The organism is Streptomyces sp. NPDC003284 (assembly GCF_053589675.1).
In genome coordinates this window covers 18,594-30,893 of sequence record NZ_JBSFSI010000020.1, presented here as the reverse complement: position 1 = coordinate 30,893, position 12,300 = coordinate 18,594, and the positions used below count along the sequence as shown (strand labels likewise).

Annotated in this window: 11 protein-coding genes; 4 read left to right on the top strand and 7 right to left on the bottom strand. The window is 75.1% G+C overall.

All coding sequences use genetic code 11. The features are described from left to right. The 3 genes from ACWDYF_RS30795 to ACWDYF_RS30785 are packed head-to-tail and all read left to right on the top strand — an operon-like array spanning position 1 to position 3,001. Positions 1–1,185 (top strand): glycosyltransferase, encoded by a 1,185-nt coding sequence (locus tag ACWDYF_RS30795; protein ID WP_389472834.1) that lies wholly within the window; start codon positions 1–3, stop codon positions 1,183–1,185. After that, positions 1,182–1,835, top strand: coding sequence for a lipopolysaccharide biosynthesis protein (locus tag ACWDYF_RS30790; protein ID WP_389472832.1), 654 nt, complete (start codon positions 1,182–1,184; stop codon positions 1,833–1,835). Before ACWDYF_RS30795 ends, ACWDYF_RS30790 begins: the two co-directional genes overlap by 4 nt. Then, positions 1,832–3,001 (top strand): GNAT family N-acetyltransferase, encoded by a 1,170-nt coding sequence (locus tag ACWDYF_RS30785; RefSeq protein ID WP_389472830.1) that lies wholly within the window; start codon positions 1,832–1,834, stop codon positions 2,999–3,001. The genes ACWDYF_RS30790 and ACWDYF_RS30785 overlap by 4 nt, the downstream gene beginning before the upstream one ends. On the opposite strand, the gene ACWDYF_RS30780 is transcribed toward ACWDYF_RS30785, so the two are convergent. The 4 genes from ACWDYF_RS30780 to ACWDYF_RS30765 all read right to left on the bottom strand — a co-directional run bounded on the left by ACWDYF_RS30780 (position 2,987) and on the right by ACWDYF_RS30765 (position 6,425). Further along, positions 2,987–4,615: a glycoside hydrolase family 26 protein gene (locus tag ACWDYF_RS30780; RefSeq protein ID WP_389472828.1), complete on the bottom strand. Its 1,629-nt coding sequence runs from the start codon at positions 4,613–4,615 to the stop codon at positions 2,987–2,989. The two genes, ACWDYF_RS30785 and ACWDYF_RS30780, sit on opposite strands and share 15 nt — an antisense overlap. A 216-nt stretch (positions 4,616–4,831) precedes the next feature. After that, on the bottom strand, positions 4,832–5,416 hold the full coding sequence (locus ACWDYF_RS30775) for a chaplin (protein WP_026252620.1): 585 nt from the start codon (positions 5,414–5,416) through the stop codon (positions 4,832–4,834). A 135-nt stretch (positions 5,417–5,551) separates the two neighbouring features. Beyond that, a complete protein-coding gene (locus ACWDYF_RS30770; RefSeq protein ID WP_018568399.1) occupies positions 5,552–5,779 on the bottom strand; it encodes a chaplin in 228 nt (75 codons plus the stop codon). A 253-nt stretch (positions 5,780–6,032) separates the two neighbouring features. Then, positions 6,033–6,425, bottom strand: coding sequence for a rodlin (locus ACWDYF_RS30765; protein WP_381743022.1), 393 nt, complete (start codon positions 6,423–6,425; stop codon positions 6,033–6,035). Between the two features lie 247 nt (positions 6,426–6,672). Here ACWDYF_RS30765 and ACWDYF_RS30760 point away from each other — a divergent pair, with 247 nt between their 5' ends. After that, the gene (locus tag ACWDYF_RS30760; RefSeq protein ID WP_381743021.1) at positions 6,673–7,065 is read left to right on the top strand and encodes a rodlin; all 393 of its coding nucleotides are present in this window, start codon (positions 6,673–6,675) and stop codon (positions 7,063–7,065) included. 105 nt (positions 7,066–7,170) lie between these two features. Here the strand turns inward: ACWDYF_RS30760 and ACWDYF_RS30755 are convergent, their stop codons facing one another. From ACWDYF_RS30755 to ACWDYF_RS30745, 3 genes are all read right to left on the bottom strand, one after another. Then, positions 7,171–8,043 (bottom strand): ABC transporter permease, encoded by an 873-nt coding sequence (locus ACWDYF_RS30755; protein ID WP_018568396.1) that lies wholly within the window; start codon positions 8,041–8,043, stop codon positions 7,171–7,173. After that, positions 8,040–10,700, bottom strand: coding sequence for a CocE/NonD family hydrolase (locus ACWDYF_RS30750; protein ID WP_389472818.1), 2,661 nt, complete (start codon positions 10,698–10,700; stop codon positions 8,040–8,042). The genes ACWDYF_RS30755 and ACWDYF_RS30750 overlap by 4 nt, the downstream gene beginning before the upstream one ends. A gap of 150 nt (positions 10,701–10,850) precedes the next feature. After that, positions 10,851–12,269, bottom strand: coding sequence for an APC family permease (locus ACWDYF_RS30745; protein WP_018568394.1), 1,419 nt, complete (start codon positions 12,267–12,269; stop codon positions 10,851–10,853). Positions 12,270–12,300 lie beyond the last annotated feature (31 nt).

Genomic DNA, 12,300 nt, shown 5'->3' with positions numbered 1-12,300 from the left:
ATGCGCGAACTGCGGGTCCTGCACATCATCACCGGTCTCGGCGTGGGCGGCGCCGAGCAGCAGCTGCGGCTGCTGCTGCGCCATCTGCCCGTCTCCTGCGACGTGGTGACGCTCACCCGGCCCGGCGCGGTCGCCGCCGGGCTGAGCGCCGACGGCGTCCGCGTCGTCCACCTCGGCATGGGCGGCAACCGCGACCTGTCGGCGCTGCCGCGCCTGGTCCGGGTGATCCGCGCGGGCCGCTACGACCTCGTGCACACCCACCTGTACCGGGCCTGCCTGTACGGCAGGATCGCCGCCCGGCTGGCCGGTGTCCGCGCGGTCGTCGCCACCGAGCACTCGCTCGGCGAAGGGCAGTTGGAGGGGCGCCCGCTGACGGCGGGGGTGCGCGCGCTGTACCTGGCCGGGGAACGGCTCGGCTCCACCACGGTCGCCGTCTCCGCCACGGTGGCCGACCGGCTCCGGCGCTGGGGCGTGCCCGCGCCGCGCATCGAGGTCGTCCCCAACGGCGTCGACCTGGACCGCTTCCGCTTCGACGCGGCCCGGCGCGCCGCCACCCGCCGCCGCCTGGGCCTGCCCGAGGACGCGTATGTGATCGGCGGCATCGGGCGGCTGGCCGCGGGCAAGCGGTTCGACGTCGTGGTCCGCGCCCTGGCCCGGCTGCCCCGCGACCACTGGCTGCTGCTGGTGGGCGGCGGCCCCGAGGAGAGCGTGCTGCGCCGCACCGCCCATGAGGCGGGGGTCGCCGACCGGGTGCTGTTCGCCGGGGAGCGGCCCTGCGCGCCGGACGGCTCGGCGGGCCCCGATCTGCCCGCGCTGGCCGCCGCGATGGACGTGCTGGCCTCGCCGTCCCCGCAGGAGGCGTTCGGTCTCGCGGTCGTGGAGGCGCTGGCCGCCGGGCTGCCCGTGCTGTACGCCTCCTGCCCGGCCGTGGAGGACCTGCCCGCGCACGCCGCCGCGGGCGCCCGGCGCGTCCGGGGCGGCCCCGAGGCGTACGCCCGCGCGATCACCGAGGTACGCGCCCGCGGCCCGCTCCCCCGGACGCCCCCGGACGCGGCCCGCCACTACAGCATCGCCCGCACCGCCGCCCGGCTCCTGGACGTGTACACGGCCACCCTGTCCGCCACCGCGTCCCGGCCCCCGGGCCGCCCCGCCCCGATCCCACCCCAGGAAGCGACCACCCCATGACCGAGCAACCGCCCCGGCCCCGCCGCCTGTCCCTCGCCCGTGTCCGGCGTCTGCCGCCCTGGTCCCTGGTCGCGGCCGGCACCGTGGCCGGCGGGCTGCTCGGCGGCGCCTACGGCGTCCTCGCGCCGCCCGTCTACTCGGCCACCAGCTATGTCGTGGCCGTCCCCGACCAGAAGTCCGACCCGGCCGCCGCGCTCGGCTTCGCCCAGGCGTACGGGCGGGTCGCCACCCAGGTCGCGGTGCTCGGGGACGCCCAGCGGCAGGCGGGCGTGCCGGTGCGGACCCTGCGGCGCGACGTGCGCGCGGAGACCTCGCCCGACGCGCCGATGATCGCCGTGACCGCCCTCGCGGGCCGTCCGGGTCCGGCCGCCGCCATGGCCGACGCCGTCTCCGCCGCCCTCACCCGGCACGCCACGCAGACCACGGGCAGCACGCACATCTCCCTCGTCCGCTTCGCGCGCGCCGTACGCCCCACCGACCCGTCCTCGGCGTCCCCGGCGGTGACCGGCCTGGTCGGGGCGAGCGCGGGCGGTCTGCTCGGCGGCCTGGCCCTGCTGGTACGGCCCCGGCGGAACACGCCCGGCGACCTGGCGCACCCCCCGGCGGTGCCCGGCCCGGCCCCCGCCGCCGACGTCCACGGCCGGCTGTGACCGCCACCCGCCTCGCGCCCCCGCCGCGCGCGGCCCACCCCGGCCTCACCACGGAACTGGTCACCGACCCGCGCGCCTTCGCCGCCCTCGCCCCGCAGTGGACCCGCCTGGCCGGACACTGCGCCGCCGCCACCCCCTTCCAGAGCCACACCTGGCTGCACTCCTGGTGGCAGTCGTACGGCGCCCCGGGGCGGCTGCGGCTCCTCCTGGTCCGCGAGGGCGCCGAACTGGTCGCCGCCGCGCCCCTGATGCTGCGCCGCGCGCCGGTGCCCGCGCTGGTCCCGCTCGGCGGCGCGATCTCCGACTACGCCGACGTCCTGATCGACGACCGGCGCCCCGGCCCGGCGGCCGACGCGCTCACCGGGGCGCTGGCCGAGGCCGCCCGCACCGCGCTGATCGACCTCCCCGAGGTCCGCCCCGGCAGCGCCGTCGAACAGGTCTACGACCGCTGGGACGGCCCCCGGCACCGCGCGCCGGGCTCGCTCTGCCTGGAGCTGCCCGCCCTGCCCCTGGACGGGCTGGTCGCCCGGCTGCCGTCCGCCAGGGCCCAGCGGGTCCGCGCCCAACTGCGCAGGCTGCGCGCGCTCGGGGTGGAACGGCGTGTCGTACGCCCCGAGGAGGCCGCCGCGGCCGTACGGCGGCTGCTCGCGCTGCACCGGCTCCAGTGGCAGGACCGCGGGGTCACCCCGGAGCATCTGCGGACGCGCTTCCAGGAGCACCTGGCGCGGGCGGCGGGCCCGATGGCGCGCGCCGGGGAGGCGGTGGTGACCGAGTTCCGGCTCGACGGCGAGGTGGTGGCCGTGGACCTCACCCTGCGCTCCGGCAGCCTGCTGGGCGGCTATCTGTACGGCGCCCATCCGCTGCTGCGGGAACGCAAGGCCGATGTGGCGGTGATGCTGCTGGAGGCGTGCGCCGCGCACACCGGCGACGGCGCCCCGGACACGCTGAGCCTGCTGCGCGGCGACGAGCCCTACAAGCACCGCTGGCGCCCCCGCCCGGTCGCCAACGAGCGGCTGCTGCTGGCCCGGCGGCACACCGCGCCCCTGCTGTCCGCGGTGCGCTGCGCGACGGCCGGCCGCACCCGGGCCAGGGACCTGCGTGCCCGCGTGCGGCGCGGGGAGGGGAGCGGGGAGGGGCGCGTGCGCCGTGGCCTAACGGACACCTGACGAGCCGTCCGCCACGGGCGCGGCGAGCGGTACGGGGGCCGGTTCCGAGGGCGGCACCGGGACCGACGGCGTTGTCGGGGGCTCGGCCTGAGGTGGCGTCAGGGCCGACGCCTGCGGCGAGGCCGGGGCGGGCGCCGGCTGCGGGGCCGAGGTCTCCGGTTGCTGGGCCGAGGTCTCCGGTTGCGGGGCCGAGGTCTCCGGTTGCGGGGCTGGGGCCTGGGGCAGGAGCGGGATGCCCGGGGGCGTGGGCGTCGGGGCGATGAGGTCCGTACGGCCGAAGAGGACCGCGCGGTAGACGCGCGAGGAGGCCGGGTTGGCCGCGCACTGCCAGACACCGTGCGGGCAGTAGTCGGTCAGGGTGTTGTAGAGCGGCCGGTGCGCGTCGAACCAGGCGAGCATGGACCGCATGTACGCGGCGTTGTCGCCGTTGCGGAACAGCCCCCACTCCGGGTAGGAGACCGGCTTGTGGTGCGCCTTCGCGAAGTCCACGTGCGCCTGGAGTCCGTAGGGCTCGCGCACCTGCTGGTCGAAGGTCAGGCCGGTCGGCTGGTCGTAGGAGTCCATGCCGACGATGTCGACCACGTCGTCGCCCGGGTAGCACTCGGTCCAGGGCACGGCGTCCCGGCCGCGGTTCGGCGCGAAGTCGAAGCGGAACCGCTGGCCCGGCACCGAGCGCATCGCGGTGACGATGTGCCGCCAATAGGTCTTCCACGCCTCGGGGTCGGGGCCGCAGCGGTGGGTGTAGGTGGTGCCGTTCATCTCCCAGCCGAGCACGAGCACCGTGTCCGGCACGCGCAGCGCGACCAGCCGCTGGGCGAGGGCGCGGAAGTGCGCGTCGAACAGCCCGGCGGCGCCCTGCCGCAGCAGGTACCGCACCTGGCCGTCCGAGAAGCGGTCCTCGTTGCGCTCCAGCAGCGGGACGTTGAGGACGAGCAGCCGGTCGGGCCGCTGCTGCCGCCACTGCGCCCAGACGTCGAGGAAGCCGGGGGCGCCCTCGATGTCCCGCCAGCGGTCGCCGGGCAGATAGGTGTGGCCGACGCGCAGTTCGGCGCCGCCCAGCCAGCTGCTGAGCTGCGCCATCCGGGCCACGCCCCGCGCGTCCGACTCCAGGAAGGCCCCGAAGGCGGGCCGCCGCATGCCGGGCACCTGCGCCGGGAGCGGCACCGGGGAGGCCGTGGGAGACGCGGGGGGAGCGGGGGGCGCGGGCGGAGCGGGCGGAGAAGGCGTGGCGGCGGGCGCGGACGGGCTCTCGGCCGCACCGGACGGACCCGGTGGCACCACGGGCGGACCGGGCGTCTCCCCGGGCGGTGCGCCCGGACTCGCCTCCGTGGCGGGCGGGTCGGGCACGGCGGTGGGCGGATCCGGCGGGACCAGGGGCGTGCCGGGCGGGAGCAGCACCGGCGAGGAAGGGTCCGCCACCAGCGAGGCGGGGTCCGCCGCCGACGCGGCGGGCGGCGCCGAGGACGGACTCGTCCACGGCGCGGGCGGATTCGGCGGCGCCGCCGGGTCCGGGTCCGCCGCCCCTGCCGCGGCCCCGCAGGCCAGGGCGGCCGATACGACGGCCGCCGCCGTGACGGCGGCCAGCCTCCGGTTCCCGTGTCGCCGTGCAGTCATGCCCGCTCCTTCCCTCACGCCGCCACAAAGGTCCCTGACGGGTCGTCAGCGTGTTCTCTGAAGTCAGGCACGGGAGGAGCGGGGGCGCCACCGCCGGTACGGCCTTCGGGTGCGCCGCGCCGCCGGCCGGGTGACATCGCCCGGAAACGGCCGCCGCCGCGACCGGCCGCCGGGGCGGCTCGGTCGCGGCGGCCTTGCGTCGGCCCCGCGGGCGGACTACCGGTGGGAACCGGCGGACCGGCCACGGCGGTAGAGGACCGTGCCGCCGGCGATCAGCACCGCGCTGACGGCCGAGGCACCGATGAGCGCACCGGTGTTGCCGCTGCCGGTCTCCGCCATCTGCGGCGGGGTGTGCTCGACGGGCGGCGGGGTGGTGTGGTGCGTGGCCGGCGGAGTGCTCGGCGGGGTGGCGGGCGGGGTGCTCGGCGGCGGGGTCGAGCACGGGCCCGGGGAGGGCTCCTCGCCGTACGCGCCGGAGGAGGGCTGCTCCCCGTACGCGCCCTGGTCGTCGCAGTCGGGGGTGTGCGACGGCGGCGGGGTGGGCTTCTCGGTGTGGTCCGAGACGTTGGCGCACTTGTTGCCGAACGCGGGGTTGAGCGCGGCCGCCGCGTCGACGGTGTTGCCGCAGGCGTTCACCGGTACCTCGACCGGCGCCTGGATGGTGTTGCCGGACAGCACGCCGGGCGAACCCGCGCTGACTCCGTCCGCCGTCGAGTCGGCGAAAGCGGCGCTGCCGTACAGGGACAGCACGCTCGTCGCGGCTGCCGCCGCGAACACTCCCCTGCTCAGGGTCTGTCGCAATCTAGTGGTCTTCCTGCTCGAAGCCGCCGGGGCGGCTTGAGGAACGTTCAGATGAGGGAGGGCCGGCCCTGGGTCGCGAGTTCGACGTCCAAGGCCGGCCCTGACACGGCCGGGAGGGCCGGGGTGCCCGCGCGGTCAGCCGTTGACGCAGGTGTTGCCGAACGAGGGGTTCAGCAGCGCGATGACGTCGATGGTGTTGCCGCACACGTTGATCGGGACGTGCACGGGGACCTGGATGGTGTTGCCGGAGATGACACCCGGCGAACCGACGGCGGCGCCCTCCGCGCCCGAGTCGGCGAAGGCGGGGGCGGCCATGCCCAGAGCCAGGATGGCGCCGGTCACGACAGCGACGCTCTTCTTCATGGAAGTTCCCTTCTCGGGGCGATGCGCCCCAATGACGGCGAGAAACCCAGTGAGCACGACCTCGAAAGTCGCGGCACTGAACGAGGAATAGACGTAATGGAAAACGGCGGAACGTAGATCGCCCGACAATTCACTCGATTGCCCCGCGCACCGTACGCCTCGCCCTCGGCTGCTCGGGCGAAAGAGTCCTGTGGAAAAGCCCAGGGCGACCGCCGGCACAGCAGCGGACGGCCCTGGGCCGGCCGGAATCGGCTCAGCTCTCGCCGTTGGCCGAGAGGACCGACAGGTCATCCAGCAGGTGCGACAGCGCACCGTCGCGCTTGGCCTGGGTCGAGTTGTCGGAGCACTGCTGGTTCTGCTTGTCCGACAGGACCGGGACGTCCTGGACGTTGACGAGCTGCAGCACACCGACGTTGGTCTCGTTCAGACCCAGGCACGGCTTGTTGAGCGTGCCCTCGATCAGCGAGAGCTGGGGGCTCATGTCGCCCCTCGTCGCCGAGTTGCCGAACGACGACGTGGCGCCGACGCCGTTGGCGACGGACGGGCCGTTGTCGTTCCCGATGGCAAGCGCCGCGGGAGCAGCCGCCACCGATCCACCGACGACAGTTGCGGCGGCCGCAGCGGCGACCATTGCCTTCTTGAGCACTGCGCGTTCCTTTCCTCGTAGCGACGCAGGTCCTACTGCCTCCTCAACACGAGGGGAGATGTTTGGTTGCGGGGGTTCACCCGGTTGGCCCGCATGGCGTTCCCGAACGCCTGAAAATCACGGAGTCCGGAAAACACACAAACACTTCGCCGCATCCGCCGTGGGAGTGAACGGGAGAAACCCGCGTGCCTCCGGGGAGTTGACCAGAACGCTCCGGAGACGGGGTTTCCTCAGAAAGGACCGGCCAGTGATCAAGAAGTTTGTCGCCACCGCCGCCATCGCCGCCTCCGCGATGGGCGCCACCGCCGCCGCGGCCCCGCAGGCCCTCGCGATCGGCAACGACAGCGGCCCCACCGCCACGAACGGCAACGGCGCGTGGCAGAGCTACGGCAACGCGACGACGTACGGGAACATGAGCCCGCAGATGGCGCTCATCCAGGGGTCGTTCAACCGGCCGTGCATCGCGGTGGGCGAGCTGCCGGTCGGGGTGCTCCAGGCCGTGAACGTCCAGGACATCCCGATCCTGTCGGACAAGCAGAACCAGCAGTGCTCGGAGAACTCCACGCAGGCCAAGCGGGACGGCGCGCTGGCGCACCTGCTGGAGGACGTGTCGATCCTGTCGGCGAACAGCGAGCGCTGACCGCCCCGGACCGCCGCGAGGAGCGGGCCGCCGAGTGCTCGGCGGCCCGCTCCCGTGCGTCCGGGCGGCGGTCTCCGTCGCCTACGGCACCACGTCCTTGGTCGCCTACGACACCACGTCCTTGCGGGCGAAGCCGCGGAAGGCGAGGGCGAAGAGCACCAGCGCGTAGGCGACGGAGACCGCCGTGCCCTGGATCATCCCGGCCCACTCGGGGTGCGGCTGCACGGCGTCGGCCCAGGCGAACTGCCAGTGCGCGGGCAGGAAGTCGCGCCAGTGGCCCAGGGCCGTGACGGCGTCCAGGACATTGCCCACGATGGTCAGGCCGACCGCGCCGCCGACCGCGCCCAGCGGCGCGTCGGTCCGCGTGGACAGCCAGAACGCGAGCCCGGCGGTGACCAGCTGGGAGACGAAGACGTACGCCACGACCACCACGAGGCGCTGGGCGGCGGTGCCCGCGGCGAGCGCGCCGCCGGTGGGGATCTGGAGCGGGCCCCAGCCGTAGGCGGCGGTGCCGACGGCGAGCGCGACCACGGGCAGCAGCACCATGGCGGCCAGGCTCAGGCCGAGTCCGACGACGAGCTTGGACCACAGCAGCCGGGCCCTGGGCACGGGCGCGGCCAGCAGATAGCGCAGCGAGGACCAGCTCGCCTCCGAGGCGACGGTGTCCCCGCAGAACAGCGCCACCGGGATCACCAGCAGGAAGCCGGCCGAGACGAACAGGCTGACCGCGGCGAAGTTGGCGCCCGACGCGGTGGCCGTGTCCATCAGGGTCACCTGGTTGTTGCGGCTGCCCGGGTCGCCGCCGATCGCGAAGGCCACGGCGAGCACGAACGGCAGGGCGGCCAGGATGCCGCCCATGATCAGGGTGCGGCGCCGCTTCAGCTGCCGGGCCAGCTCCACGCGCAGCGGCAGGGTGCGCCCGGCGTGGTAGCCGGAGGCGGTCTCCCCGGCCGCCGCTCCCTCGGTGAGCGTGCTCATGCGGAACCTCCGATCAGGGTGAGGAAGGCGTCCTCCAGGCGGCGGTGCGGGCCCACGGAGGCGACGGGCACGTCCAGCCGCACCAGCTCCACGACCAGGCGCTCGGCGGTGCCGCCGGGTTCGAGGCGGACCAGCAGGCCGTCGTCGGTGCGGACCGCCGAGGCCACGCCCGCCAGCGCGGCGACCTTCCCGGCCACCGGCTCGTCCACCGGGGTCGCGGTGCCGACCAGCAGGGTGTCGCCGGAGCCGATGATGTCGCGGACCGGACCCGCCTGGACCAGCCGTCCCCGGTCCATGACGACCAGGTGCGTGCAGGACTGCTCGACCTCGGCGAGCAGATGGCTGGAGACGATGACGGTGCGCCCGCCGGCCGCGTACCGGATCATCACCTCGCGCATCTCGCGGATCTGCGGCGGGTCGAGCCCGTTGGTCGGCTCGTCCAGGATCAGCAGGTCGGGCAGGCCCAGCATGGCCTGGGCGATGGCCAGGCGCTGGCGCATGCCCTGTGAGTAGGTGCGCACCGCGCGGGCCAGGGCGTCGCCGAGGCCCGCGATCTCCAGGGCCTCGTCCAGGCGGGCGTCCTCGGCCGGGCGGCCGGTGGCCCGCCAGTACAGCTCCAGGTTCTCCCGGCCGGACAGGTGCGGCAGGAAGCCCGCGCCCTCGACGAAGGCGCCGACCCGGGACAGGACGGGCGCGCCGGGCCGGATCGCGTGGCCGAAGACGCGGATCTCGCCCTCGTCCGGCCGGATCAGGCCCATCAGCATGCGCAGGGTGGTCGTCTTGCCCGCGCCGTTGGGTCCGAGCAGGCCGAGCACCTGGCCGCGCTCCACGCGGAAGGACAGCTCGCGCACGGCGTACCGGTCGGCGGACCTGGCGTAGCGCTTGCTGAGGCCGGTGATCTGGAGCGGGACACCGGCGAGGGCCGGGTCGGGCGCGGGGGCCGCGGTGCGGCGGCGGGCGGTGAGCAGCAGGGCGAGGGCGAGCGCGGCGCCCGCGGCGGGCAGCCACCACACCCAGGAGGGCAGCGGGGCCGCCGCCGTGGTCACACCGGGCGCGGTGGGCACCGTCAGCGGGCCGCGCAGGGCCGCGGTGTAGGTGGCGGGGGCGGCCGGGGAGGCGTAGCCGAGGTCGGTGGAGGCGAGGACCAGGCGGAGCCGGTGGCCCTTCTGCACCTCGTGGTCGATGGCCGGGAGGGTGAGCCGGACGTCCTTGCCGGCCTTGGCGCCCTCGACGCGGACCGGGGTGACGAGCTGGGCGGGCAGCACCGGGCGGGCCGAGCCGGGTCCGACGTCGTACATCTTGGCGAACAGGACCGCGTCGTCGCCGGTGGAGGTGAGGTGGACGGTGGCGGTCGGGGAGCCGGTGATGCGCAGGTCGTGGTCGACGGGGGCCGACTGGAAGCTCGCGTTCTGGCCGGGGAAGTCCAGGGAGACGCCGAGGCCGAGCGCGGAGAGCTGGGTCAGTGAGCCGCCGGCCGCCCCGGCGAGGCCGGGCAGGGCGGAGACGGCGGGCGGGCTGCCGCCGGGCGGGTTCTGGAAGCGCTGGGTGCCTCCGGCCAGGGCGACGGTGTGCGTACCGCTGCTCAGGCCGGGGTACGCGCTCGCGCTCGCGCCGCGCAGCAGGGCGGCGCCGTCGGTGGAGTCGACGCCGCCGGTGCGGGTGACGCGGAAGGCGGGGCCGGTGGCCGCGTCCTCGTCGCCCTTGAGATAGCGGTCGAACCAGCTTTCGACGCGGTCCTGGACGCGGGCGCTCTCCAGGTCGCCGCCGTCGTGGCCGCCCGCGAGCCAGTCGACGTCGACGGGCGCGCCGCCCGCCCTGATGGCCCGCTGGGCGGCGTCGGCCTGGCCGAGCGGGAAGAGCGAGTCGGTCTGGCCCTGCACCAGCAGGGTGGGCACCTTGATCCGGGCGGCGACGGCGGACGGGGAGCGCTCCTGGAGCAGCCGGGTCGCCTCGGCGTCGGGCCGGCCGGACTCGGCGACCCGCTGGTACATCGCGCACAGCTCGGGCTGGAAGCGGGCGCAGCCGCCGCCGGAGTCGAAGAAGATCCCGGCCCAGAGCTTCTTGAAGACGCCGTTCGGGAAGAGGGCGTCCGCCAGGTTCCAGTAGGTGATCGCGGGGGCGATGGCGTCCACCCGGTGGTCGTACCCGGCGGCGAGCAGGGAGACGGCGCCGCCGTAGGAGGCGCCGGCCAGGCCGACGCGCGGGTCGCCGGGTCCGTCGAGGCGGACCTGCGGCTGCCGGGCCAGCCAGTCGATGAGCCGGCTGACGTCGGCGACCTCGCCCTTGGGGTCGTTCAGCCCGATCCTGCCGGTGGACCGGCCGAAGCCGCGGGCCGACCAGGTCAGCACCGCGTACCCGTCGGCGGCGAGGTCCTCGGCCTGCTGCCGTACGTCGTCCTTGGTGCCGCCGAAGCCGTGTCCGAGGAGGACGGCGGGGTGGCGGCCGGAGCCGGCCGGGGTGAACCAGGACGTGTCGATGCGCACGCCGGTGCCCAGGTCCATGATCCGGTCGCTCCGGTGGGCGGCGGGGCGGGCGTCGGCGGTGGCGGTCGCGGTCCAGGTGCCGGCCCCGGCGAGCACCGCGACGGCGGCCCCGGCGGCCAGCCACCGCCGGGGCCCGCGCAGCAGTGCCCGCGGTCCGGGCAGTCGCAGATCCATGCCACCACCGTACGGTCCGCCACCGACAGCGGATGCCACCGCCGGTCCGAACCTCCGCCCCTCCCCCGGGAGTACGGCGCGGCGCCCGCGTACCGCAGTCGTGGTACGCGGGCGCCGGGCCGTGTCGTCGGTGGCGGGGGGCCGCCGGGGTCAGACCTGTGCGTCCTCCGGGATGGACACCAGCCAGCGGGTGTCGCGGCGCGGGCGGAGGTAGAAGGCCCAGTAGAGGGTGGCGACGGCCATGATGCCGCCGGTCCACAGCAGGTAGGTGACCTCCTGCATGCTGAGGATGTAGGCGAGGACCGCGATCAGCAGCACGGGGACGGCGGGCCACAGCGGCATGCGCCAGGCGGGCGTGTGCCGGTGGGCGCCGCGGCGGGCCAGCAGGGCGGCGACCGCGACGAGCAGGTACATCGCGGTCACGGAGACGCCGGTGACGCCGTAGAGGGTGTCCAGGTTGACGAAGCAGAGGACCGCGCCGGGGATGCCGACCGCGAGCGTGGCGACCCAGGGGGAGCCGAAGCGGCCGAGCTTGGCGAAGACGGTGTTGACCGGTCCGGGCCAGGCCTTGTCGCGGGCGGAGGCGAACAGCACGCGGGAGTTCTGGATGACCATGACGATGCCCGCGTTGATGATGGCGAGGGCCACGCAGAGGCTGACGAAGGTGCCGACGGCGGAGTTGGACCAGGCGGTCACCATCGAGCTGAGGTCGCCGCCGGTGAGCTCCTTGATGTCGGAGGCGCCCATGGTGATGGCGACGACCGGCACCAGGATGATCACGGTGGAGATGGCGAGGGTGGCGAGGACGGTGCGGGCGACGTTGCGGCGCGGGTGCTCCAGCTCCTCGGAGAGGTAGACGGCGGTGGAGAAGCCCTGGGTGATGAACAGGGCGATGGCGAGTCCGGAGACCACCAGCATGGCCGTCACGGTGTCGGTGTGGCCGTCGCCGCCGGCGACCTGCATGGAGACCAGGCTGCCCGCGCCGCGGTGGCTGTGGGCGAAGCCGAGGACGGCGACCACACCGGCGGCGATGACCTCCAGGACCAGGAAGATGCCGGTGATCCAGGCGTTGGCGCGCAGGTCCAGCAGTCCGGCGAGGGTGGCGAGCAGCATCACACCGGCGCCGGTCATCGCCGGGTCGAGGTGCACGATCGGCGCCAGGTAGTCGGCGGTGCCCATGGCGATCACGGGCGGCACGATCATGACGACCAGCAGCGACAGCACGAAGACCAGCCAGCCCGCGAGCCGTCCGGCCATCGTGGAGACCATCGCGTACTCGCCGCCCGCGCTGGGGATGAGGGTGCCCAGCTCGGAGTAGCAGAACGCGACGGCGATGCAGAGCAGCGAGCCGATGGCGATGGTGAGGGCGGTGGCGGTGCCGAGCGAGCCGAACAGGTCGGGCACGACCACGAAGAGGGTGGAGGCGGGGGTGACGCACGAGAGGGTCAGCAGGGTGCCGCCGACGACGCCGATGGAGCGCTTGAGCTGCTGGGGGCTGCCCGTCGTCCCGTCGGGGCTGCCGGTCGCCGGTGCGACGGCGTCGTCGACAGGGCGGAGCGTGTCGGTCATGCGGCGGTTCCGATCGACTCGTGCGTCAGTG